Origin of the sequence: Marinobacter qingdaonensis, from assembly GCF_034555935.1 — a bacterium.
In the GTDB taxonomy this organism is placed as follows: Bacteria; Pseudomonadota; Gammaproteobacteria; order Pseudomonadales; family Oleiphilaceae; genus Marinobacter; species Marinobacter qingdaonensis.
Genome location: NZ_JAYDCJ010000003.1, coordinates 970,792 through 992,897 on the forward strand (window position 1 = coordinate 970,792; position 22,106 = coordinate 992,897).

The window sequence follows — 22,106 nt, forward strand, 5'->3', positions numbered from 1 at the left end:
AGCAGGATGTGGCTATCGGTATTGGCAGTGAGCACGGGCGCCGTGATCGGCGCAAACCTGAGATGGCTGCTGGGGCTCTGGCTCAACAGCAGCTACCACGCCATCCCCTATGGCACCCTGGTGGCCAACCTGAGTGGCGGCTGGCTGATCGGTCTGCTGATTGGCTACTTCAGTCATGGCAGCTCGCTGGCGCCGGAATGGCGGCTGTTCGCCATCACCGGCCTGTGCGGTGCGCTGACCACCTTCTCGACTTTTTCCCTGGAAATGCTGGCGGCGTTCCAGGCCGGCAAGTGGGCCATGGCGATCGGAGGCATCCTGGCGCATGTGATCGGATCGTTGCTGATGACGGCGTTGGGGATTTACACCTTCGGGCTGGTGCGTGGTTGAGGGCTTGGGTCGGGCTCGAGGATGGGTATGATCACCTACTTAAATTATTGAAAATCCACTTGGCAAGCCACAAATTCCAGAGTAGAGTGACTCGCGTAGGAAAGATTCAGTAAAGCATTTCATGAATAAGACGTACCTCCGTAGTTAGTAGTGACCGTCCTGTTTTTGATTCCGCGAGTTCTGTATTTCCGCAAGCGCAAGCCTACGCCATGAAGGCGCACGGCAGCAGATTATTGATTGATTTCAGGAAGTTTAAGTATGTCTACTACTACCGGTACTGTTAAGTTCTTCAACGAAGCAAAAGGCTTTGGCTTTATCACTCGTGAAGGCGGCCCGGACGTATTCGTTCACTACAGCGCTATTCAGGGCAGCGGTTTCAAGACTCTGGCAGAAGGCCAGCAGGTCGAGTTCACCGTTACCCAGGGCCAGAAAGGTCCTCAGGCGGAGAACGTTGTTGCTCTGTAATCCTTGATGGATTCGGCAATAACCGCCAAAAAGGCAGCTTCGGCTGCCTTTTTTTGTGCCTGGTTGTCGCTAACAGCTGGTACGCTTTGTGATTTTTGCACCTCTGTGTAATCTTAGTGCCCCTGCAGCTCGTGAAAACGGACGTCGAGACCTCAGGACCCATTCATGCTCAAGACCCTCAAGGCCATCTGGATCTTCTTCTGGGCCATATTGCTGACCCTCCTCCTGTTTTTACCCATCGTGATTGCCGCGCTCGCGGGCAAACGCGGCGATGCTGCCTTCCACGGCACTCAAATTTTTGCCTGGGTCATCCTGAAGGTGTGTGGTATTCGCCTGGTGGTACGTGGGCGCGAGCATATCCAGCCCAGCCAGCGCTACGTCATCCTGAGCAACCACGCGTCCTATTTCGACCCACCGGCCCTGGTGCTGGCCCTGGGCCTGCAGTATCGCTGGGTGATCAAGAAGGAACTGCGCAAGGTGCCGCTGTTCGGACTGGCCCTGGAAACCTCCCGCAACCTGTTCATCGACCGCGCCCGCGGCAGTGATGCCCTGGAGAGCATCAAGCACGGGGTGGCGCAGTTGCCCGATGGCACCGGCATTCTGATGTTCCCGGAAGGAACCCGGTCCTGGGACGGTCAGTTGCTGCCGTTCAAGAAGGGGGGCTTTGTCATTGCTCGGGATGGTCAGCTGCCGATTCTGCCCATCACCGTACGCGGCTCCCACGACCGGCTGCCCAAGGGCCAGGCGGCGTTCACCCCGGGAGTCATCGAGATCGTGATCCACCCGCCGGTGGCAACCGCCGATCGCGACCTCGACAGCCTGCGGGACCAGGTGCGGGGCACCATTGCCGCCGCCCTCTGATCGCACTGGCCGGTTACTGGCCGAAAATCTCCCGGTAGAACCGCAGGGTGCCGTCCCAGGACCGGGTGGCGGCGGCCTCGTCGTAGCCCACCGGCATGCCGAACTCCTCGGCGAAGCGGTCCGCGCCCGGGTTGGTGAAGGAGTGCAGTACCCCCGGGAAGGTGACCAGGGTCAGATCGACACCGGCATCCTGCATTTCCTGCACCAGTCCGGCGACCTGGTCTGACGGCACCATCTGGTCGGCACCGCCGGTGTAGACCTGGATCCGCGCCGACACCTGCCCGGGCTCTGCCTTCAGGGGGCTGCCCAGGGCGCCGTGGTAGCTGACCACGCCGTCCAGATCCACGCCCAGGCGCGCCATGTTCAGCACCACCGCGCCGCCAAAACAGTAACCCTGGGCGGCAATGCGGTCGCCGTCCACGGTGTCGTGCTCGGCCAGCAGCGTCTTCGCCGTCATGAATCGGGCCTTGATCTGCTCCATGTCCCGGGTGGCTTCCTGCATGAACTGTTTGGCGGTGTCCGGGTGCTCCGCCAGCTTGCCGCTGCCGTACATGTCCAGGGCAAAGGCGGTGTAACCGGCGGCGGCCAGTTTCTCGGCCTGGTCCCGGGCGAAGTCGTTGTGGCCCCACCATTCGTGGACCACCAGTACCCCGGGTCGCTCGCCGTCGACGGCGTCGTCCCAGGCCAGGTAGCCGGTGAAGGTCTGGTCATCGATCTGGTATTCAACGGTTTCGGTTTGCATGGCGGCGCCTGCCTGCGTGCTGGCAAAGGTGAATAGGATCCCGGCGAATGCCGAAAATGTGAGTCGCGTCATCGTGCTTTCTCCTTGCTGAGGTCGATATGCCCTGTACGTTGCGGCCATCGGGAACGATCTGTTTGGGCCTGTTCGGGGCGCAAAGGGTTTGACTACACTGCTTCAAGATAGCCGTCATTTGCGTACCAGTGGGGAGGTTGTCCATGAAAATCGGGGTACCCAGGGAAATCAAGAACCGCGAATACCGGGTCGGCATGACCCCCGCCGCGGTGCACGAGCTGGCCGGCCATGGCCACGAGGTCTTCGTCGAAACCCAGGCCGGGGCCGCCATCGGGTTTTCCGACCAGGACTACCGGCAGGCGGGGGCGCAGATTCTGGACCAGGCGTCCGAGGTGTTTGAGGCCGCCGAGTTGATCGTCAAGGTCAAGGAGCCCCAGGCCCAGGAGCGGGCCCTGCTGACGCCCGGGCACACCCTGTTCACATACCTGCACCTGGCGCCGGACCAGGCTCAGACCGATGAGCTGGTAGCGTCCGGGGCGACCTGCATCGCCTACGAGACGGTGACCGACCGCTCCGGCCGGTTGCCCCTGCTGGCGCCCATGTCGGAGGTGGCCGGGCGGATGTCGATCCAGGCCGGCGCCCACTGCCTGGAAAAGGCGGCCGGCGGTCGTGGCGTGCTGCTGGGCGGTGTGCCCGGGGTCAGCGCCGCCCGGGTGACCATCATCGGCGCGGGCGTGGTGGGCCAGAATGCCCTGGCCATGGCGGTGGGGCTGGGCGCCCAGGTCACCGTGCTGGACCGCGACATGGCGGTGCTGCGCAGCCTGGACCAGCGCTATGGCAATCGCATCACCACGCTGTTTTCCACCGCCCAGACCCTCGATCAGGCGGTCACCGAATCGGACCTGGTCATCGGCGGTGTGCTGATTCCGGGCGCCTCGGCGCCCAAGCTGGTGACCCGGGACATGATTCGCCGGATGCCCGAGGGCAGTGTGCTGGTGGACGTGGCCATTGACCAGGGCGGCTGCGCCGAAACCTCCCGGGCGACCACCCATGACGATCCCACGTATCTGGTCGACGGTGTGGTACATTACTGCGTGGCCAACATGCCCGGTGCCGTGGCGCGCACCGCCACCCTGGCCCTGAACAACGTCACCCTGCCGTTCGTGGCGGCCCTGGCCAACAATGGCCCGGTCCAGGCCATGAAGGACGACCCGCATCTGCTGGCGGGCCTGAATGTGGCGGGCGGCAAGGTGACTTACCGGGAGGTGGCAGAGGCCACCGGCCACCCATACACCAAAGCGGAATCCCTGTTGGGATCCTGAGCAGTGAGACACTCGGAGTAACCATGAAGCTGATTGGATCGACCACTTCCCCCTATGTCCGGCGAATTCGCATCCTGCTGGGGGAAGAACCCTACGAATTCGTCAACCTCAACATCTACGGTGAAGGCCGGGACGAGCTGCGCAAGAACAACCCGACCCTGAAGATCCCGGTGTTGGAGGACGACGGTCAGCAGATCTTCGATTCCCGCATCATCGCCCGCTACGTCAGCGCCAAGCAGGGTCGCGATCCACTGACCTGGGACCAGCAGAACCAGCTGACCATGATCGACGGCGCCAACGACTCGGCGGTGACCCTGCTGCTGTCGGCCAAGTCCGGCATCGACACCAGTCAGGACCTGATGTTCTACAACCTGCAGCGGGAGCGGATCAGCACCACGCTGCACACCCTCGCGGACATGGTGGACGAGGGTCAGTTCAACAGCTGGGATTACCCGGCCATCTGCCTGTACTGCCTGATCGACTGGCTGGAATTCCGGGAGCTGGTGGACTGGTCCGGGCTGGACAGCCTGCTGGCGTTCCGGGATCGCCGCAAGACCAAGAAGTGGGTGGAAACCACCGACCCGCGCCTGGCCTGAAGCCAAGCGGCCGCCCGCCCGGGGCGGCCGCGTCGGTTTGGTTGCAAACCGGCACAATTTTTCACCAATTCGACTTCCCCATTGGCGGTTCTTGACTATAGTTAGGAAGAGGCGCGGTTGCAGATCCGACTCGGGTCCGTGGCCGTAGCTGATAATTCCAACAACAGAGAATCTAGGGGGTCGTCCATGCTCCTGTCCCATGCCTTTGGCCTCTTTACCCATCCGGATGAAGAGTGGGCTTCCATTCGAAAAGAACACCACACCCCGCGTCGGCTGTACGTGGCCTACGTGGTCATCCTCGCCGCCATCGGGCCCATTTGCGCCTACATCTCCACGGCCTATTTTGGCTGGACCGTCGGCAATGACCGGCTGATCAAACTGACGGAAATCAGCGCCCTGCAACTGAGCGTGCTGACCTACCTGGCCATGCTGGTCGGGGTTTTTGCCCTGGGTTACGCGGTCAACTGGATGGCCAAAACCTACGGCGCGCGCGAGGAACACGTGCCCTCCAACGGCATCGCCCTGGCGGCCTACTCCTGCACCCCGCTGTTCCTGGCCGGATTTGCCCTGTTGTACCCGGTGCCCTGGTTCAACGCCATCGTGTTCCTGGTGGCCGCCTGCTACGGCGCCTGGCTGATGTACGACGGCCTGCCCATCGTCATGGGCATTGAGAAAGACCGGGCGGTGTTCTATGGCGGCGCCCTGCTGACCGTGGCGCTGGTGATCCTGGTGTCGACCCGGGTCGGCTCGGTGATCCTCTGGAACTTGGGCGTGGGACCGGTGTTCGTCAGCGGCTGACGACACTCGGGCACCGCATGTAAGAGGAGGGGAAGCTACGGCTTCCCCTTTTTGGTTGCCGGGGGTGGGATCGCCGCCAGGCCGAAACGCGGGCGCAACCATTGCCCGCATCCGGTGATTCTGCCAGCCTGAACCCACAATCAGAGTAACGGGAGGGACAACCATGACTCAGGACAAACGGCGCCGCCACTCCTCGACGGTCGTCGACGGTGTCGGCAAATCCGCCAGCCGGGCGATGCTGCGAGCCGTGGGCTTCACCGACGAGGATTTCCGCAAACCCCAGGTCGGCATTGCCTCGACCTGGAGCAATCTCACGCCCTGCAACATGCACATCAACGGGCTGGCCGAGGAAGCGGCCGCCGGGGCCGATGGCGCCGGTGGCAAGTCCCTGATCTTCAATACCATCACGGTCTCGGACGGCATCGCCAATGGCACCGAGGGCATGAAGTACTCACTGGTGTCGCGGGAGGTGATCGCCGATTCCATCGAGACCGTGGCCGGGTGCGAGGGCTTCGACGGCCTGGTCGCCATCGGTGGCTGCGACAAGAACATGCCCGGGTGCATGATGGGACTGGCGCGGCTGGATCGGCCATCGGTCTTTGTCTACGGCGGCACCATCCTGCCGGGCGACAACCACACCGACATCATTTCGGTGTTCGAGGCCGTGGGCGCTCACGCCCGGGGCGATCTGGACCTGATCGAGGTCAAGCAGATCGAGGAAACCGCCATCCCCGGCCCCGGCTCCTGCGGGGGTATGTACACCGCCAACACCATGGCGTCCGCCATCGAGGCCATGGGCATGAGCTTGCCCGGCAGTTCCGCCCAGAACGCCGTGTCCGACACCAAGACCGCCGACTGCCGGGCCGCCGGCGCCGCCGTGCTGGCATTGCTGGAGCGCGACATCAAGCCATCCGACATCATGACCCGGGAGGCCTTCGAAAACGCCATCACCGTGGTGATTGCCCTCGGCGGCTCCACCAACGCGGTGCTGCATCTGCTGGCCATGGCCAGCACAATCGGCGTGCGCCTGGATCTGGAGGACTTTGTCGAGATCGGCAAGCGGGTCCCGGTACTGGCGGACCTGCGCCCCAGCGGCCACTACATGATGTCGGAGCTGGTGGCCATCGGCGGTATCCAGCCGTTGATGAAAATGCTGCTCGAGCGTGGCCTGTTGCACGGCGACTGCCTGACCGTGACCGGCCAGACCCTGGCGCAGAACCTGGCCGGGGTTGAGGCTTACCCGGAAGGCCAGGACATCATTCACGCCTTCGACAACCCGATCAAGGCCGACAGCCATCTGCGCATTCTCTACGGCAACCTGGCGCCGACCGGCGCGGTGGCCAAGATCACCGGCAAGGAGGGCACCCACTTTACCGGCCGTGCCCGGGTCTTCCATTCCGAGGAAGAGGCCCAGGCCCGGATTCTGGACGGTACCGTGGTCGCCGGCGATGTCCTGGTCATCCGTTACGAGGGCCCCAAGGGCGGGCCCGGCATGCGGGAGATGCTGAGTCCGACCTCTGCGATCATGGGCAAGGGCCTGGGCAATGACGTGGCCCTGATTACCGATGGCCGCTTCTCCGGCGGCAGCCACGGCTTCGTGGTCGGGCACATCACCCCGGAAGCGGCCGAAGGTGGCCCCATCGCCCTGGTGGAGGACGGCGACACCATCACCATCGACGCGGTCAGCAACCGCATCGAGCTGGACGTGCCCGAGGCCGAACTGAATCGTCGGCGCCAGCAATGGCTGCAACCGCCGCTGCGGGTCCAGCGCGGGGTGCTGGCCAAGTACGCGCGCGCGGTCGGGTCGGCGTCGCAGGGGGCAGTGACCGATCTGCCCGAGTGACGGGCAGCGGTGTCACGGTTGCCGTTTTCCGCAGGGCATTTACAATCGACAGCAGTCCAGGCCTGGCTGGCCGCCTTATGGGCGGCGGCGGGGCCTGCCATTTGCTGAGCATAGGATTGTTTTCATGAGACTGCGTGGTTTCGTCCCGTTACTGCTAATGGCCCTCTGGGCGCTGTCCGGGACGGTGGCCGGTCATCAGGCGACCGCAGCGGCACCGACGGCGGCGGCCGGGCCCAATCTGGCGTCGGTCAACGCCGCCGTGGCCAAGGCCGGTGAGCCGGAGCTCCTGTTTGGCAAAAACGCCGAGCGTTCGGTGCCCATCGCATCCCTGACCAAGGTGATGACGGCCCTGGTGGTGCTGGAGTCCGGGCAACCCCTGGACGAGTGGCTGACCTTCCGCGAGCGCCACACCCCGGCGGCGGCCAACGCCTACAGCCGGATCCGGATCGATTCGACCCTGCGTCGCGCCGACGTCCTGCGTCTGGCACTGATGTCGTCCGAGAACTTTGCCGCCTACACCCTGGCGCGCAGCCATCCAGGCGGTTTTGACGCGTTTATTGACGCCATGAACGACAAAGCCCGGGAACTGGGCATGACCGGGGCCCGGTTTGTCGACCCCACGGGCCTGTCGGTGGACAACGTGGCCAGCGCCGCCGACCTGGTCAAGCTGGTGAACGCCGCGGCCCGGCATCCGGAGCTGCAGGCGTACTCCACCACCGGTTATTTTCGCGCGCATTTCCGCAATCCCCGTTACAGCCTGTCCTATGGCAATACCAACGCGCTGGTGCACCGGGACAGCTGGGGCGTGACCCTGAGCAAGACCGGTTACCTGAAGGACGCGGGCCGATGCCTGGTGATGATCTCCGAGATGAACGGCGAGCAGGTGGTCACCGTGCTGCTGGATTCCCTGGGCACCCGCTCGCCCATGGGCGATGCCGGACGGATCAAGCGCTGGCTGGATACCGGGGCCCCGGGCCAGGTGGCCAGGGCGGCCCGGCGTTACGAGCAGTCCAAGAACGCGGCTTACGCGGCCGCCGACAAACAATCGGTCAGCACTCACTAACCCCTGAGCGCTGATCCAACGCTCTGACCTGACGTTTTGAGCCATAGGGAGCCCGAGTCGACATGATCCAGATCTTCACCACCGGCGGCACCATCGACAAGGTGTATTTCGACGCCAACAGCCAGTTCGAAGTGGGCCCGTCCCTGCTGCCGGAATTGCTGCCCGAGTCCAACATTCACGAGGGCTACCAGGTGCAGGAGCTGCTGCGCAAGGACAGCCTGGAGATGACCGACGCCGACCGGCAGGCGGTGTTGCAGGCGGCCACGGATTGCGACTGCGACCGGATCCTGATCACCCACGGCACCGATACCATGGCCGACACAGCCGCAGTGCTGTCGGCCCTGACCGACAAGACTATCGTGCTGACCGGGGCCATGCAGCCGGCGCGGATGCGCAAGACCGATGCCCTGTTCAATATCGGCTTTGCCTGGTCCGCGGTGCAGCTGTTGCCACCCGGGGTCTACATCGCCATGAATGGCGAGGTCTTCGAAGCCGGCGCGGTGAAAAAGAATCTCAAGGCCCAACGCTTCGAGCGCTCCTGAGCCTAGCCGACGCTGGCGATTTCCTCCGCGGTCAGGGCCCGGTACTGGCCAGGCGCCAGTTCGGGGTCCAGGGCAATCGCCCCAATCGACAGCCGATGCAGACCGGTCACATGGTTGCCCACCGCTGCCAGCATGCGTTTGACCTGGTGGTAGCGTCCTTCCGAGATGGTTAGCTCGATCTGCCGCTCCGACACCACCCGTACCTGGGCCGGACGTGTCGGCGTCGGATCGTTGCGCAGCTCCACCCCCGCCTGCAAGTCCTGCACGGCCTGGTCAGCAAGGGCCTCACTCAGGGTCACCCGGTAGGTTTTCGGGCAGGCAATCCGGGGGGCCGTGACCCGGTGTGACCACTGGCCATCGGTGGTCAGCAAGAGCAAACCGGTGGTGTCGGCATCCAGTCGACCGGCGATGTGCAGGTCCCGGGTCAGTTCCGCCGGCAGCAAATCCAGGGCCGTGGGGTGATCGCTGTCCCGGGTCGCGCTGACCACGCCAGCGGGCTTGTTGAGCATCAGGTAACGGTCACCGGGCAGGGCGCAGCGCTGGTTGTCCAGCATCACCTCGGCGTTGTCGGCGATGTGGGTGTTGGCGAGCTTGCACACCTGGCCGTCGACTCGTACCCGGCCGGTGCCGATCGCCCGCTTGGCGTCCTTGCGCGACAACACCGTGCTGGCGGCAATGAACTGGTCCAGCCGGGGCATGGTCAGCAGCGCTGTCCGGGCGCCGGTGTGGCCAGGCTGGCCAGGCACAGCGCCGGGGTTGCGCCGGTCAGGCGGGACCACAGCAGTCCCAGGGCTTCCGGGTTGACCGGGGGCCGGGCGGTCCGTTCGCTGGTCACCGGTTGCAGCCGGCCGTTGCGTTCCTCGGCCAGGACAAAGGTGAACGGGTGGGCGCCGGGGATCCCCAGGCGGATGTCGGTGGCCATCACCTCGCCGTTGTTCAGGCGGTAGTTGAGAAAGCCCCGGGTAAACCAGTCCAGGCGTTGTGCTTCCGGAAACCCGGACACGGCCCGGGCCAGGTCCGGATCGCGGGGCAGAAACTCCAGGCTCAGGGGCGTGTCGCCCTCGAACACCCCGGTCACGATCTCGACGTGCTGGTCCTCGGTCAGTGCCGTTGCCCGCCACAGTACGGTGTTGAAGGGCATGGGCTGGACCAGGAGCCGGGGCGCCTCGAGTCCGGCCTCAACCAGCGCCGGCTTGATGCGCTCGGTGACCACCTGCTGGGCGCTGAGGGTCCAGCCCAGGTACAGGGTCGACAGGGCCAGACCGGTGACCAGTGCCCGCCGGGCCGGCGGCCGCACCAGGAACACGAGGCAGCCGACGATCAGTGGCAGGGTGTAGAGCGGATCGATGATGAAGATGCTGCTGAGCGCCACCGGCGGACCGAGCGGCCAGAACAGCTGGGTGCCATAGGTGGTGAAGGAATCCAGCAGCGGGTGGGTCACCAGGACCAGGGCCGTGAGGGTGAGCCAGCGCGGGAACGACAACTGGGGTCGCCAGCGCCAGAGCAGCCAGGCCAGCAGGACCGCCAGCGGCACCAGGATGAACAGCGAATGGCTGAAGCCCCGGTGCTGGGTGAAATTGGCCACCGCCGAACCATAGTCGATGATCACATCCAGGTCGGGCAGGGTGCCGAGACCGGCGCCGATCACCAGGGCGGTTCGGCCCAGGGTCTTACCGGCGACGGCGCCGGCCAGGGAGGCGCCGAGCGCCACTTGGGTAATCGAGTCCATGGTCGCTTACTGTCCGGGGCTCACGCCCAGCCGGTCGAGCACGCCCTCACCCGGGTAGCCATCGGCTACCAGGCCGGCGGAGGCCTGGAACTGGCGAATCGCCGAGCGGGTGCCCGGTCCCATGATGCCGTCGGGCTTGCCGCTGTCGTAGCCGCGCTGGTTCAGAGTCTGCTGCAATTGCAGAATCGCGGCGCGGGACAGCGCCGGTACGTCCTCGGGTGGCGGATTCTGCAAGCCGCCGGCGCCGGCCACCCGGTCGGCCAGGTGGCCCACGGCGATGGCGTAGAATTCCGACCGGTTCCAGCCCATGATCACCTTGAAATTGTCGTAGGCCAGGAAGGCCGGCCCCTGGTGCCCGGCCGGGACCACCAGCGCGGCGTCAATGGGTTCGTCCGCCAGTTCTTTGCCAAAGGCATCGGTGATGCCCAGCTCCCGCCACTCGCTCAGGGGCAGGCGCCGGCCGTCTGCCAGGGCGTAATTGAAACCGTCCGGCAGCAGCACCTCCCGGCCCCAGCGGTAATCCGGGTCCCAGCCCATGGATTCCAGGAACTTGCCCGCCGACATCATGGCGTCCGGCAGGCTGTTCCACAGGTCACGGCGGCCATCGCCGTCGGCGTCCACTGCGTGTTTCAGGAACACCGTGGGCATGAACTGGACGTGGCCCATGGCGCCGGCCCAGGAGCCTTCCATCTGGTCGGCGGGAATGGCGCCTTCATCAATGATGCGCAGGGCGGCAACCAGCTGCTCGGTGAAGAACCCGCTGCGGCGCGGGTCGCAGGCCAGGGTGGTCAGGGCGCTGGGCACCGACATCTTGCCGAAGTAACTGCCAAAGTTGGTTTCCAGGCCCCAGAAGGCAACCAGGTAGGGGGCGGGCACCCCGGTTTCGGCGGTGACCCGGGCCAGCAGCTCCTCATGCTGCTGCAGCAACGCCCGACCCATGAAAATGCGCGGGATGTTGACGCGGCGATTGAGGTAGTCGGCGAAGGTGGTGGTGAATTCCGGCTGACGCCGGTCCAGCTCGATGACCCGGTCCAGATGCTCGACACTGGCCATCACGGTGCTGGCGGTCTCGGCGCTGACGCCGGCGTTGACGGCGCGCTCCTGCAGCCGGATCTTGCACTCCTGGAACGCCTCGCTGTCGGTGGTCGCAGCGGACTCTTGCGCCAGGACGGGCAGCGACAGCGTGGTCAGCAGGCAGGTGAACGACAGGCGGAAGGCAGTGCTCCGACGGGGCAGAATCCATGCAAATCTAGTCAGCACGCAGAACCTCGGTACGGTAACGGTGGTGTGAAAATCCCGGAGCCCATGGTAGCGCGTTTTGTCGCGGCAGAAATACCGTCTCGGGCCATCCCGAGTGACAATTGTTTAACCTCCAGGTTCCGCATCACCCTGATGTTTGCCGGAATTGTGGTCTTTTTGTAGTCGCGGGGTTTCCGGTCCGGGCCTTTGTTTTATAGTGGGGCAAAAAACAACACGGCACAGAAGATGCCAGACCTTCACAAGGGCTGAGACATGGCAACGCTGAAAGCGCTGGTGGTGGATGACGCCAGCTTTGTACGGGATCTGGTGAAGCGCACCGTGCGCCAGCGCTTCCCGGTGATTGAAACGACCGACGCCCAGAATGGCCGGCGCGCCCAGTCGCTGATGTCGCGGACTGCCTTCGACCTGGTGCTGTGCGACTGGGAGATGCCGGAAATGTCCGGGCTGGAACTGCTGCGCTGGATGCGTCAGCAACCCCAGTACCAGAAGGTGCCTTTCATCATGATCACCAGCCGGGGCGACAAGGACCACGTCATTGAAGCGGTTCAGGAGGGGGTCTCGGAATACCTGGGCAAGCCCTTCAGCCCCGAGGGTCTGAGCAAGAAAATCATCAAGGTGATGGGGGCTCGGCTCAAGCAGGCCATGGATCGCAGTGGCAAGTCCCTGGCCAGCCCGGCGGAGGCGTTCAAGGAGTCGGCGGCGCTGCTGACCCAGAAGCGCGAGCCGGCCGCAGAGCCCAGCGCCCGTCCGGAACCGGCCTCGCCAGGGGTGGCCAGGGCCGCCAAACCGGCGCGGTCGGCGGCGGGGCGACCGGCCCCGACCCTGGCGTCGGTGCGTTTTGCCGACAGTACCCTGAAATCGGTGATCAAGGACATCAACCTGACCGAGGTCCGGGTGCTGGCCAAGCGGGATCAGGCGTTTCCGGGCATTCTCGACCAGGCGGTGATCGACATTGAGATCGGTGACGGTCAGATGGCGCGGCTCAATGGCTACGTGCACCAGTTGCAGGCGGTCGACAAACGCCAGGACACCGATTTTGTCAGTGTCACCATCCGCTTCGTCGACGAGGATCCGCAGAAACTGGAAGATCTGTCCCGCTTCGTGGCCCGGTTCCGGGCCAGCAATCGCTAGCCTTCCGCCTCGGTTCGTTCCGGCACCCGCTCGACCAGGCGTTCGCGCGGGAAATGACAGATGAACTCGCTGCCCTCGCCAATGTGGCTGCGAATCTCCAGGGTGCCGTCGTGGTTCAGCAGCACGTGCTTGACGATGGCCAGGCCCAGGCCGGTGCCGCCGGTGTCCTTGTGCCGGCTCGGATCGGCCCGGTAGAAGCGCTCGGTCAGCCGGGGAATGTGGATGGGGTCGATGCCGATGCCGGTGTCCTTGACCGACAGGTGCGCGCCCTCCCGGTTGGTGCTCCAGGTCACGGTGATGCGGCCCCGGGCCGGGGTGTATTTCACCGCGTTAAACACCAGGTTGGAGAAGGCGCTGCGCAACTGGCTCTCGTCGCCCCGCAGCAACCGGTGGTCGTTCACCTGAATGCTCAGTTCGTGCTGCTGGTCGCCGCTCAGGGCGCGGGCGTCGTGGCAGATCTGGCCGAGCAGGGTTTCGACATCGGTGGGGTTGTCATGGACCGTCTGCTCGCCGGTCTCGATCCGGGATAACAGGATCAGGTCGGTAATCAGCGCCTCCATCCGTGACGACTGGGCCGACATGGTGTTGATCGCCCGGCGCCATTTGGCTGGCAGCTCGTCGGCGTTGTCGACCAGGGTTTCCAGGTAACCGCTGATCACCGTCAGGGGCGTGCGCATCTCGTGTGACACGTTGCCGACAAAGTCCCGCCGCATCTGTTCCAACTGGTACAACCGGGTCACGTCTTTGGCCACGATCAGACGGTCGTCATCGCCGAACAGGCTGATCTGGATCTGCAGGCGGAGGTGGGGCTTGGCCGGTGAGTGCAGCTCCAGCGGCTCGCGGTAGTCCCGGGAGTCGAAGTAGTGTTTGAACGCCGGAGTCCGGATCAGGTTGTGGATGTACTGGCCCCGGTCGGTGTTGCGCCGGAATCCGAGCAGGTGTTCGGCGGAGCCGTTCCACCACTCCATGGCGCCCTTGCTGTCGGTCATGATCACGCCATCGCGCATGGCGTTGGTGGATTCCTGGACCCGGTTGATCTGGGCCCGCAGCCGGTCCTGGGTGTGCAGATGGGTCTGGTGCAGCTTGTGCAGGTTGTCGAAGATGTCGCCCCACAGGCCCACGCTCTGGGGCGCCTCATCCGGGGCGCTGGGGTTGGCCAGCCACTTGTACAGGCGGCGGGCCTGCACCAGGGTCCACCAGAGGTAGATCACCAGCCCCAGGGTGAGCCCGTACAGGGGCTCGCCAAAATAGAGGCCGACGACCGTGAAGCCGATCAGGCCACCAATGATGATGCGGAGGTACCGCGACCAGTTGTGCTGCATCCAACGCTGCCTTGTTCTGTGTGCGGAGCCGATGCCCGGGCCGCGGTTAGGCGGCCTTCGTTGAGAACCGGTAGCCGGTACCCCTCACCGTCTGGATCAGGTGATCGTAGTGCTCACCCAGGGCCTTACGCAGCCGGCGGATATGGACATCAACGGTACGCTCTTCTACGTAAACGTTGCCGCCCCAGACCTGATCCAGGAGCTGGGAGCGAGTATAGACCCGTTCCTGGTGGGTCATGAAGAACTGGAGCAGCCGGTATTCGGTCGGCCCCATGTTCAGTGCCCCGTCCTTGGTGGTGACCCGGTGGCCGATCGGATCCAGGGTCAGGCCGTCGACCTCGATCGGGGTGTCGACCCCCGGCGGTGTGGCCCGGCGCAGGACCGCTTTCAGCCGGGCGACCAGTTCCCGCGGGCTGAACGGCTTGGTGATGTAGTCGTCCGCGCCCACTTCCAGTCCCTGGATCTTGTTGTCTTCCTCCACCTTGGCGGTGAGCATGATGATCGGGATATCGGCGGTGGACTCTTCCTTCTTCAGACGCCGGGCCAGCTCCACGCCGCTGGTGCCGGGCAGCATCCAGTCGAGCAGGACCAGGTCGGGTTGCTTGTCGACAATCAGGGCATGGGCTTCTCGGGCATCCGCTGCCTCCAGATAGTCGTAATCCGCCATTTCGAGGGCCACCGCGATCATTTCCCGGATGGGTGCCTCGTCATCGACGATCAGGACAGTTTTTCCAGACATACGCTAAACCTGTGTCAGACCTTGTTTTGTTGCTGCCTCATTACAACGCCCAAGTATGACAAGTATATGACAGGCTCAGGCAAACATCAGGTCCAGGAACAGGCCGGCGAACACCGCCAGGCCGGCCCAGTTGTTGTTGAGAAACGCCTTGAAACACCCCTCCCGTGCCCGGTCCCGAGCCAGGAACTGCTGGTAGATGAACAGGCAGGCCATGACCAGCAGGCCCAGGTGGTACAGGGTGCCCAGCTCGGCCTGATGGCCGACCATGACCAGGATCGCCAGCACCATGGCCTGGAGTATGGCGATGATGACCCGGTCAGCGTCACCGAACAGGATGGCGGTCGATTTGATGCCCACCTTGAGGTCGTCGTCGCGGTCGACCATGGCGTAGAAGGTGTCGTAGGCCACGGTCCAGAGCACGTTGGCGGTGAACAGCAGCCAGGCCAGCTGGCTGATGTCGCCGGCCTGGGCGGCCCACGCCATGGGGATGGCCCAGGAGAAGGCGGCGCCCAGGAACAGCTGGGGCAGGTGGGTGTAGCGCTTCATGAACGGGTAGATGAACGCCAGCACCGCCCCGCCAAAGGACAGGTACAGGGTCAGCGGGTTGGTGAACAGCACCACCATCAGGAAGGACACCAGGCACAGTCCGCCGAACAGGGCCAGGGCTTCCCAGGGTTGGATGCGACCGGCGGTCAGGGGCCGGTCCTGGGTGCGTTTGACGTGGCGGTCCCAGTCGCGGTCGGCGTAATCGTTGATGGCGCAGCCGGCCGCCCGCATGAAGAACACACCCAGGGTGAAGACGACGAGGTTGCCCAGGTCCGGGATGCCGTCCGCGGCCAGCCAGAGCGCCCAGAAGGTGGGCCAGAGCAGCAGCAGGCTGCCGATGGGGCGGTCGATGCGCAACAGTTTTGCGTAATCGGCAAGCCGGCTCTGAACGTGGTCGGGCATGGCGTCAAGCAGCATGGAGCGGGTCCCTTTGGTGGTGCAAACAAGCGTGGCAGTGGCGATTATAGCCAGCGGCGGGGGCCGGGTTAAAGCGCAGGTGCCTGGCGGTACAACTCGGGAAGCAGGTACTCGCCCACCAGCAGGGCGCGGGGCCCGAACCGGAACACCGAGCGTCGGGCCAGTTCCGGCTGGCCCGGTTGGGTCCGGTGGCACAGTCCGGTTTCCAGGGGGCCGCGCAACCAGTCCGGGTTGCTGAACAGGTAGGCGCCCAGTGGGCGGTTGCCCAGGTGGCGCAGGCGTCGGCCACGCCCTTCCAGGCAGGCCAGGGGAATGATGGTGCGGGCCAGGACCCAGGGCTGACCGTCGCCGCACAGGCGCACCTCGCGAATCCACGCCACCTGACGGGCCGGAATGGCCAGGTGCCGGGCCTCCTCCCGGGTCGGCCGGGCAAAGCCCTCGTGCTGGACCTCAACGTGAAACGACCGGCTGCACTGACTTTGCAGCGCCCGGGTGAACGAGCCCTCGACCTGCAGCCAGTATCGGGCCGGGCCGTGCACCTGCGGGTTGCGCAGTCCAGCGGCGGCCAGCGAACGGTACCACTCGGTCGCGGGAATGGTCAGGGTGGCGGCCCGGGTGTGGTCGTTAGTGGGTGGCTGCCCGATGTCAGAGTCCCTTGACGGCATAGATCCCGGGCGCGTTGCGCCAGTAGCCCTTGTAATCCATGCCGAAGCCGAACAGGAACCGGTCTTCCACGTCCAGGCCGGTGAAATCGGCTTTCAGGCCGGGCTTGGCCTTACGGTCGTGCTGCTTGTCGACCAGCACTGCGGTCAGCACCTCGGCGGCGCCCTGGGCACGGCAGTAGTCGGCGATGGCGCACAGGGTGGTGCCCTCATCGAGGATGTCATCGACAATCAGGATGGTGCGCCCCTGCATGTCGACGTCGGGCCGCAGCTTCCATTCCAGGATGCCGCCGGTGGTCTCCTGCCGATACCGGGTCGCGTGCAGGTACTCGGCCTGGACCGGGAATTTCAGTTGGGTCAGCAACTGGCCGGTCAGGATCAGCCCCCCATTCATGACGCAGAACAGCAGCGGATTGCTGTCCTTCAGACGGTCGGTGATGGCTTCGCCCAGGTTACGAATGGCGGCCTGCACCTGCTGTTCGTTGACCAGGCAGTCGGCTTCGGCCAGTACCTGGTTCATGTCGGCGACGGTGTCGGTCATAACGGTCGGTCCTGTCGTAAAACGGCCGATTATACCGGAGAGGGCGCGGGTAAGGGAGGGGCAGACCGTCGGGCCATCGTCTGTATTTATGGCTATTGGCACAAAACCCGGGGCCCGGGCGTCGGCTCCGGCATTGGTCAAATCTGGGGGGATGGGTATGATGGCATCCGGACTGACTGCGACTACAACCGGGAGAGACAGTATGAAGAAATGGCAGTGTGTGGTGTGTGGCCTGATTTACGATGAGGCGGAAGGCTGGCCGGAAGACGGCATCGAGCCGGGCACCAAGTGGGAAGACGTACCGGAAGACTGGGTCTGTCCGGATTGCGGCGTCGGCAAGGAAGACTTCGAAATGATCGAGATTGGCTAATTCCTCCGGAGCACAGATATGACTGAACAGGCCCCCATCGTTATCGTCGGCACCGGACTGTCCGGCTACTCGCTGGCGCGGGAAATGCGCAAGCTGGACAAGGACACGCCGATCGTCATGGTCACCGCCGACGACGGCGTCAGCTACTCCAAACCCATGCTCTCCACCGGTTTCACCAAGGGCAAGGACGCCGATGGCCTGGCCCAAGCGTCCACCGAAACCATGGCTGAGCAGCTCAACATCCAGCTGCGCACCTTCGCCACCGTGACCGGTATCGATCCGGCCGCCAAGGCACTGATCCTGGGCGACGAGCGGCTGGCTTACAGCAAGCTGGTGCTGGCCTGGGGCGCGGACGTGATTCGCCTGTCCCTGGACGGTGATGGCCTGGAGCATGTGTTCTCGATCAACGACCTGATGGACTACCGCGCGTTTCGCAAGGCCCTCGGCGGCGGCAAGCGGGTGGCCATCATGGGGGCCGGCCTGATCGGCTGCGAATTTGCCAATGACCTGCGTAACGGCGACTACGAGGTCGATGTGATCGCGCCCTCCGACGCGGTCATGCCCGGTCTGCTGCCGCGCCCGGCCGCCGACGCGGTGCAGGGCGAACTGCAGAACCTGGGCGTGCGTTTCCACCTGGAAACGGTGGTCGAGCGGGTCGATCAGGCCGATCAGGGCGTGACCCTGACCCTGGCCAATGGCGACACCCTGGCGGCCGACCTGGTGATCTCGGCGGTGGGTCTGCGGCCCCGGATCGAGCTGGCCAAGGCGGCGGGCATTGCCACCGGACGGGGCATCACCGTCAACCGCGCCCTGGAAACCTCGGTGCCCGACGTCTATGCCCTGGGCGATTGCGCCGAGGTGGACGGCCATGTCCTGCTCTACGTGCTGCCCCTGATGGCCTGCGCCCGGGCCCTGGCCAAGACCCTGGCCGGCGAGCGTACCGAAGTGAGCTACGGCACCATGCCGGTGATGATCAAGACGCCCTGCTGCCCGACCGCGGTCTGCCCGCCGCCCGCCGATGCCGAGGGTGAATGGCAGGTGGAGCAGGTCGGGTCCGACGTCAAGGCCCTGTTTCAGGCCCCGGACGGGCAGGTGCTCGGGTTTGCCGTGACCGGCCGGTTTGCCATGGAAAAACAGGCGCTGGCGAAAGAAGTGCCGCCCCTGCACGACTGACGGGCCGTTGCCAAATCCGGCCACTTGGGGTAGAAAACTAAGTCGTGTGCTAACGATTGACAGGAGCAGGCATGCTTGAGGTGACCAAGAAGCTGGTGGATCTGCTGGATCTGGCCCCCATCGGCGATGACCATTTCCAGGGCGACAGCGAAGACCTGGGCTTTCCCAACGTGTTTGGTGGCCAGGTCCTCGGGCAGGCCCTGATGGCGGCGAGCCGGACCGTCGAGGGCCGCCTGTGTCACTCCCTGCACGCCTATTTCCTGCGTCCGGGCAACCACAGCATGCCCATCGACTACGAGGTCCAGCGGGTTCGGGACGGTGGCAGCTTCTCCGTGCGCCGGGTCATCGCCCGCCAGGGCGGCAAGGAAATCCTGACCGGCTCCATGTCCTTCCAGGTGGCGGAGCAGGGCTTCGAGCATCAGCTGGACATGCCCAAGGCGCCGGCGCCTGAAGACCTGAAATCCGAGCAGGAATGGGGCCAGCTGCTGGCGCCCCAGGTGCCGGAGAAAATGCGGCCCTCGCTGCTGCGGGACCGCCCCATCGAGATTCGCCCGGTCAATCCGGTCAATCCCCTGAAGCCGGAGGTGCGCCCGCCCCACAAGCAGAGCTGGTTCCGCGCCCAGGGCCAGCTGCCGGACGACCCGGTGCTGCACCGTTGCCTGCTGACCTACGCCTCTGACTTTCACTTCCTGGGCACCTCGCTCAACCCCCACGGGGTCACCTTCATGAGCAAGAACATGCAGGTGGCGAGCTTGGACCACGCGATCTGGTTCCACCGGGACTTCCGCATGGACGAATGGCTGCTGTACGACAAGGACAGCCCCAGCGCCTGCGCCGGCCGTGGTTTCAATCGTGGTAATTTCTTCAATCGCCAGGGGGTGCTGGTCGCCTCCACGACCCAGGAAGCGCTGATCCGCCAGCGCTGAGGGGGGGCTCAGCCCAGCTGCTGGCGCTCGCTGCCAGCCTGGCTGAGCCAGCCCAGCAACTCGTCAAACGGCAGCGGCGGGGTCAGCAGGTAGCCCTGAATCATGTCGCAGCCCATGTCCCGCAACAGATCCGCCGTGATGTCGTCTTCCACCCCTTCCGCCACGACCCGGTAGCCCAGGCTGTGGCACATATCGATGGTGGTCTGGACGATCACCCGATCCTCCGCCCGGGCCGCCAGGTCGGAAATCAGTGACCGGTCGATCTTGATCTCGCTGGCGGGCAACTGCTTGATGTAGGACAGCGACGAGTAGCCGGAGCCGAAGTCGTCGATGGAAATCGGGATGCCGGTGTCGTTGAGCAGGCGCAGCGCGCTCAGGGAATTGGTCGGGTCTTGCATCATCGAGGTTTCGGTGACCTCGAAGGTGATCGTGCCCTGGTGCTTCTGCAACTTGCTCATCAGGCGCTGGACGTAGAGCGGAAAATCCGGCTCGCGCAGGTTGTTGGGGGAAATGTTCACCGACAGGTTCAGCGCCCAGCCATGATCCAGCAGCCGACTGCGGACCACCAGGGTCTGCTCCAGGACCCAGCGGGTCAGGGGTTTGATCAGGCCGGTCTGCTCGGCCAGGTCGACGATCTCGTCCGGGCGCAGCTGGTCCTGTTTCTCCGGCCAGCGGATCAGTGCCTCCAGCCCCACCACCTCGTTGCTGGCCAGCGCCACCTTGGGTTGCAGATGCAGGGCCAGACGGTTGTCGATCAAAGCCTGGCGCAATTCGGAGACGATGGTCAGGCGGTCGGCGCTGAACGAGTCCCGGGACGGCTTGTAGTAGGCCATGCCCCGCTCCCGCGCCCGATCCGAGCCCTCGGCGATAATGGCGCGGCGGATCAGGGTGTTGGCATCGGTGCCATGGTCCGGGAACACGGCCACGCCGAGCCGGGCATCCAGCGGCACCTGCATGCCCAGGTAATCCACCGGAAAGCGGACGTCCTCCAGGGCCTTGACCACTGAGCGGGCGGCGGCTTCGGCCATGCTGGCGTCGACCACGAAGGCAAAGGTCTGCGGGTCGAGGGAGGTCAGGTAATAGCTGCGCTGATCGGTCTGCTCGGCGGGAATGGCGCCGGGCAGCTCCCGGATCACCGCGTTGTAGTGCTTGGCGGCCCGCTCCAGAATCAGGTCGCTGTTGCGATGGCCCAGGGTCTTGGTGACCGAATCCAGGTTGTTGAGCCGGATCACGGTGATGCCCAGGCGTTTTTCCGGGCTGCGCATCATCAGGTCGTTCAGCATCATCTCGAAACTGCTGCGGTTGGGCAGGCCGGTCAGCGGATTGTGCAGGGCGTGATCCATGAGCTTGAGTTCGGCCGAGCGGCGGGCCGCCATGGCGCGCAGCTCCGCCTCCCGGGCCTCGACCTTGTCCTGGCGCTCCTGGAAGATCCGGACCGCCAGGGCCATGGCCAGCAGCACGGCCTGCAGGGCCGAACCGATCTGCATGCCATAGACGGTGACGAAATTGTTGGGCAGCAGGCCGTACTTGTTGGCGGCGGTGACGGCGCTGCCCAGGGTGAGCGCGCCCCAGGCCAGGGTGTAGTAGGCGGCCTGGCGGTTGCCCCGCAACCACTGCTGGGGCCCGATCAGGGTCAGCAGCAGGCTACAGGGAATGGACAGGGCCACCACCAGGCGAATGGCGATGCTGTAGTCGGTCACGAAGGTGGCCAGCGCCGCCAGGGCATTGAGGGCGATGGCCAGGAGGACCACCCGATTGAGCGCGACGCTGCTGCGGCCCAGGTTGAGGAAGACCTGGGAGAACCAGAGGGTGAAGATCAGCGCCGTGGGAATGCTCAGCAGCATGGCCCGGTTCTGGATCTCGGGGCTGGTGGGCCAGAGCACCTGGAAAGTAATGCCGTTCAGGGTGCCGATCAACAGCAGGTAGCCCAGGGTCGACAGCACGTACAGCAGATAGACCCGCTCGCGCAGGGCGACAAACACGAACAGGTTGAAGAAGATCGCGGTAATCAGGATGCCGTAGTAGACCGCGTGAATCTGGTCCTCGATGAAGGAGCTCTCGAAAAAGGACTTGTCGTTCCAGAGCGCCAGGGGCACCTGCATGGCGCCGGTGGTGCTCACGTCCAGCAGGATTTCGTACTCGGCGGTGGGCTGGCGCTCGAACGGGAACAGGAAATGCCGGTGCAGGATCGGCCGCTGCTGGAACGGGAAATCGTCCCCGGTGGTGACGGTGTGGGTGACCTGGCCGTTCTCCACGAGATGGAAGCGGATCTGGTTCAGGTGCGAATAGGCGATTTCGAGCAGGTTCAGGTCGGTCTGCTCGGGCACCGGAAACCGGAGCCACAGGCGCTCCTGGATGTAGCCGAAATTGGGGCTCTCGCCTTCCAGGCTCTGCCAGTCGTTCGAGGCCAGCAACTGCTCGGGACTGACCGGGTCGTCCGCCGGTACGGTCAGGTAGCGGGCCTGCGGACTGACATAGCCTTCGGTCGCCCAGCAGAGCTGAGCGAACGCCAACAACAACAGAAATGCTGGGAGTGTTCGGGGCAAGAAATTGTGAATCACGACATGCCGCATGTAGGTCTTGTTATGGCTCCGAGTATGGCCGCTCGCGGGCGGCGGCTCAAGCCTCATTGGCGGCGAATGCCCCGTTTTACCGACCA

Annotated in this window: 23 protein-coding genes; 13 read left to right on the forward strand and 10 right to left on the reverse strand. The window is 64.7% G+C overall.

Annotated features, from left to right (window positions below):
- Positions 1 to 6 precede the first annotated feature (6 nt).
- The 3 genes from crcB to U5822_RS07575 all read left to right on the forward strand — a co-directional run bounded on the left by crcB (position 7) and on the right by U5822_RS07575 (position 1,713).
- On the forward strand, positions 7 to 387 hold the full coding sequence (gene crcB / locus U5822_RS07565; RefSeq protein ID WP_322855021.1) for a fluoride efflux transporter CrcB: 381 nt from the start codon (positions 7 to 9) through the stop codon (positions 385 to 387).
- Between the two features lie 258 nt (positions 388 to 645).
- Positions 646 to 852, forward strand: coding sequence for a cold-shock protein (locus tag U5822_RS07570; protein ID WP_008172950.1), 207 nt, complete (start codon positions 646 to 648; stop codon positions 850 to 852).
- A 165-nt stretch (positions 853 to 1,017) separates the two neighbouring features.
- A complete protein-coding gene (locus U5822_RS07575) occupies positions 1,018 to 1,713 on the forward strand; it encodes a lysophospholipid acyltransferase family protein (protein WP_322855022.1) in 696 nt (231 codons plus the stop codon).
- Between the two features lie 13 nt (positions 1,714 to 1,726).
- On the opposite strand, the gene U5822_RS07580 is transcribed toward U5822_RS07575, so the two are convergent.
- Complete coding sequence (locus U5822_RS07580) at positions 1,727 to 2,527, reverse strand: dienelactone hydrolase family protein (RefSeq protein ID WP_322855023.1); 801 nt, start codon at positions 2,525 to 2,527, stop codon at positions 1,727 to 1,729.
- A gap of 143 nt (positions 2,528 to 2,670) precedes the next feature.
- Between U5822_RS07580 and ald the strand changes: the two genes are divergently transcribed.
- From ald to U5822_RS07610, 6 genes are all read left to right on the forward strand, one after another.
- Positions 2,671 to 3,789 carry an alanine dehydrogenase gene (ald, locus tag U5822_RS07585; RefSeq protein ID WP_322855024.1) on the forward strand — a complete coding sequence of 373 codons (1,119 nt, stop codon included), beginning with the start codon at positions 2,671 to 2,673 and terminating at the stop codon, positions 3,787 to 3,789.
- A 23-nt stretch (positions 3,790 to 3,812) separates the two neighbouring features.
- Complete coding sequence (locus U5822_RS07590) at positions 3,813 to 4,385, forward strand: glutathione S-transferase family protein (protein ID WP_322855025.1); 573 nt, start codon at positions 3,813 to 3,815, stop codon at positions 4,383 to 4,385.
- Positions 4,386 to 4,571: 186 nt separating this feature from the next.
- Positions 4,572 to 5,183 (forward strand): Yip1 family protein, encoded by a 612-nt coding sequence (locus tag U5822_RS07595; RefSeq protein WP_322855026.1) that lies wholly within the window; start codon positions 4,572 to 4,574, stop codon positions 5,181 to 5,183.
- Between the two features lie 163 nt (positions 5,184 to 5,346).
- Positions 5,347 to 7,026: a dihydroxy-acid dehydratase gene (gene ilvD, locus U5822_RS07600; RefSeq protein WP_322855027.1), complete on the forward strand. Its 1,680-nt coding sequence runs from the start codon at positions 5,347 to 5,349 to the stop codon at positions 7,024 to 7,026.
- Positions 7,027 to 7,150: 124 nt separating this feature from the next.
- Positions 7,151 to 8,089, forward strand: coding sequence for a D-alanyl-D-alanine endopeptidase (gene pbpG / locus U5822_RS07605; protein ID WP_322855028.1), 939 nt, complete (start codon positions 7,151 to 7,153; stop codon positions 8,087 to 8,089).
- A gap of 62 nt (positions 8,090 to 8,151) precedes the next feature.
- Positions 8,152 to 8,631: an asparaginase domain-containing protein gene (locus U5822_RS07610; RefSeq protein ID WP_322855029.1), complete on the forward strand. Its 480-nt coding sequence runs from the start codon at positions 8,152 to 8,154 to the stop codon at positions 8,629 to 8,631.
- A gap of 2 nt (positions 8,632 to 8,633) precedes the next feature.
- Here U5822_RS07610 and U5822_RS07615 read toward each other — a convergent pair whose 3' ends face one another.
- From U5822_RS07615 to U5822_RS07625, 3 genes are read right to left on the reverse strand one after another with little or no spacing between them, the layout of a single operon-like run.
- Positions 8,634 to 9,329, reverse strand: coding sequence for a pseudouridine synthase (locus U5822_RS07615; RefSeq protein WP_322856896.1), 696 nt, complete (start codon positions 9,327 to 9,329; stop codon positions 8,634 to 8,636).
- A 2-nt stretch (positions 9,330 to 9,331) separates the two neighbouring features.
- A complete protein-coding gene (locus tag U5822_RS07620; RefSeq protein ID WP_322855030.1) occupies positions 9,332 to 10,360 on the reverse strand; it encodes a metal-dependent hydrolase in 1,029 nt (342 codons plus the stop codon).
- A gap of 6 nt (positions 10,361 to 10,366) precedes the next feature.
- Positions 10,367 to 11,620 carry a lytic murein transglycosylase gene (locus U5822_RS07625; RefSeq protein WP_425258907.1) on the reverse strand — a complete coding sequence of 418 codons (1,254 nt, stop codon included), beginning with the start codon at positions 11,618 to 11,620 and terminating at the stop codon, positions 10,367 to 10,369.
- A gap of 252 nt (positions 11,621 to 11,872) precedes the next feature.
- Here U5822_RS07625 and U5822_RS07630 point away from each other — a divergent pair, with 252 nt between their 5' ends.
- Positions 11,873 to 12,751 carry a response regulator gene (locus U5822_RS07630; protein WP_322855031.1) on the forward strand — a complete coding sequence of 293 codons (879 nt, stop codon included), beginning with the start codon at positions 11,873 to 11,875 and terminating at the stop codon, positions 12,749 to 12,751.
- Here U5822_RS07630 and phoR read toward each other — a convergent pair.
- From phoR to U5822_RS07655, 5 genes are all read right to left on the reverse strand, one after another.
- Complete coding sequence (gene phoR / locus U5822_RS07635) at positions 12,748 to 14,073, reverse strand: phosphate regulon sensor histidine kinase PhoR (protein WP_322855032.1); 1,326 nt, start codon at positions 14,071 to 14,073, stop codon at positions 12,748 to 12,750. The genes U5822_RS07630 and phoR overlap by 4 nt on opposite strands.
- 46 nt (positions 14,074 to 14,119) lie before the next feature.
- Complete coding sequence (gene phoB, locus U5822_RS07640) at positions 14,120 to 14,812, reverse strand: phosphate regulon transcriptional regulator PhoB (protein ID WP_322855033.1); 693 nt, start codon at positions 14,810 to 14,812, stop codon at positions 14,120 to 14,122.
- A 75-nt stretch (positions 14,813 to 14,887) separates the two neighbouring features.
- Positions 14,888 to 15,775 (reverse strand): 4-hydroxybenzoate octaprenyltransferase, encoded by an 888-nt coding sequence (gene ubiA, locus U5822_RS07645; RefSeq protein ID WP_322855034.1) that lies wholly within the window; start codon positions 15,773 to 15,775, stop codon positions 14,888 to 14,890.
- Between the two features lie 68 nt (positions 15,776 to 15,843).
- Entirely contained in the window at positions 15,844 to 16,440 is a 597-nt protein-coding gene (locus U5822_RS07650; protein WP_322855035.1) for a chorismate--pyruvate lyase family protein, read from the reverse strand.
- Positions 16,421 to 16,978 carry a hypoxanthine-guanine phosphoribosyltransferase gene (locus U5822_RS07655; protein WP_322855036.1) on the reverse strand — a complete coding sequence of 186 codons (558 nt, stop codon included), beginning with the start codon at positions 16,976 to 16,978 and terminating at the stop codon, positions 16,421 to 16,423. Before U5822_RS07655 ends, U5822_RS07650 begins: the two co-directional genes overlap by 20 nt.
- A 202-nt stretch (positions 16,979 to 17,180) precedes the next feature.
- Between U5822_RS07655 and U5822_RS07660 the strand changes: the two genes are divergently transcribed.
- The 3 genes from U5822_RS07660 to U5822_RS07670 all read left to right on the forward strand — a co-directional run bounded on the left by U5822_RS07660 (position 17,181) and on the right by U5822_RS07670 (position 19,447).
- Positions 17,181 to 17,348, forward strand: coding sequence for a rubredoxin (locus tag U5822_RS07660; protein ID WP_008173532.1), 168 nt, complete (start codon positions 17,181 to 17,183; stop codon positions 17,346 to 17,348).
- Between the two features lie 18 nt (positions 17,349 to 17,366).
- Positions 17,367 to 18,521, forward strand: a complete 1,155-nt coding sequence (locus U5822_RS07665) for an NAD(P)/FAD-dependent oxidoreductase (protein WP_322855037.1) — start codon at positions 17,367 to 17,369, stop codon at positions 18,519 to 18,521.
- A 71-nt stretch (positions 18,522 to 18,592) separates the two neighbouring features.
- Complete coding sequence (locus U5822_RS07670) at positions 18,593 to 19,447, forward strand: acyl-CoA thioesterase (RefSeq protein ID WP_322855038.1); 855 nt, start codon at positions 18,593 to 18,595, stop codon at positions 19,445 to 19,447.
- 8 nt (positions 19,448 to 19,455) lie between these two features.
- Here the strand turns inward: U5822_RS07670 and U5822_RS07675 are convergent, their stop codons facing one another.
- Positions 19,456 to 21,960, reverse strand: a complete 2,505-nt coding sequence (locus U5822_RS07675; RefSeq protein WP_322855039.1) for an EAL domain-containing protein — start codon at positions 21,958 to 21,960, stop codon at positions 19,456 to 19,458.
- Between the last annotated feature and the right edge of the window lie 146 nt (positions 21,961 to 22,106).

Coding starts and splice junctions, on each gene's coding strand:
- crcB (WP_322855021.1), top strand. CDS start 7: ATGTGGCTATCGGTATTGGCAGTGAGCACGGGCGCCGTGATCGGCGCA.
- U5822_RS07570 (WP_008172950.1), top strand. CDS start 646: ATGTCTACTACTACCGGTACTGTTAAGTTCTTCAACGAAGCAAAAGGC.
- U5822_RS07575 (WP_322855022.1), top strand. CDS start 1,018: ATGCTCAAGACCCTCAAGGCCATCTGGATCTTCTTCTGGGCCATATTG.
- U5822_RS07580 (WP_322855023.1), bottom strand. CDS start 2,527: ATGACGCGACTCACATTTTCGGCATTCGCCGGGATCCTATTCACCTTT.
- ald (WP_322855024.1), top strand. CDS start 2,671: ATGAAAATCGGGGTACCCAGGGAAATCAAGAACCGCGAATACCGGGTC.
- U5822_RS07590 (WP_322855025.1), top strand. CDS start 3,813: ATGAAGCTGATTGGATCGACCACTTCCCCCTATGTCCGGCGAATTCGC.
- U5822_RS07595 (WP_322855026.1), top strand. CDS start 4,572: ATGCTCCTGTCCCATGCCTTTGGCCTCTTTACCCATCCGGATGAAGAG.
- ilvD (WP_322855027.1), top strand. CDS start 5,347: ATGACTCAGGACAAACGGCGCCGCCACTCCTCGACGGTCGTCGACGGT.
- pbpG (WP_322855028.1), top strand. CDS start 7,151: ATGAGACTGCGTGGTTTCGTCCCGTTACTGCTAATGGCCCTCTGGGCG.
- U5822_RS07610 (WP_322855029.1), top strand. CDS start 8,152: ATGATCCAGATCTTCACCACCGGCGGCACCATCGACAAGGTGTATTTC.
- U5822_RS07615 (WP_322856896.1), bottom strand. CDS start 9,329: ATGCCCCGGCTGGACCAGTTCATTGCCGCCAGCACGGTGTTGTCGCGC.
- U5822_RS07620 (WP_322855030.1), bottom strand. CDS start 10,360: ATGGACTCGATTACCCAAGTGGCGCTCGGCGCCTCCCTGGCCGGCGCC.
- U5822_RS07630 (WP_322855031.1), top strand. CDS start 11,873: ATGGCAACGCTGAAAGCGCTGGTGGTGGATGACGCCAGCTTTGTACGG.
- phoR (WP_322855032.1), bottom strand. CDS start 14,073: ATGCAGCACAACTGGTCGCGGTACCTCCGCATCATCATTGGTGGCCTG.
- phoB (WP_322855033.1), bottom strand. CDS start 14,812: ATGTCTGGAAAAACTGTCCTGATCGTCGATGACGAGGCACCCATCCGG.
- ubiA (WP_322855034.1), bottom strand. CDS start 15,775: ATGCTGCTTGACGCCATGCCCGACCACGTTCAGAGCCGGCTTGCCGAT.
- U5822_RS07650 (WP_322855035.1), bottom strand. CDS start 16,440: ATGCCGTCAAGGGACTCTGACATCGGGCAGCCACCCACTAACGACCAC.
- U5822_RS07655 (WP_322855036.1), bottom strand. CDS start 16,978: ATGACCGACACCGTCGCCGACATGAACCAGGTACTGGCCGAAGCCGAC.
- U5822_RS07660 (WP_008173532.1), top strand. CDS start 17,181: ATGAAGAAATGGCAGTGTGTGGTGTGTGGCCTGATTTACGATGAGGCG.
- U5822_RS07665 (WP_322855037.1), top strand. CDS start 17,367: ATGACTGAACAGGCCCCCATCGTTATCGTCGGCACCGGACTGTCCGGC.
- U5822_RS07670 (WP_322855038.1), top strand. CDS start 18,593: ATGCTTGAGGTGACCAAGAAGCTGGTGGATCTGCTGGATCTGGCCCCC.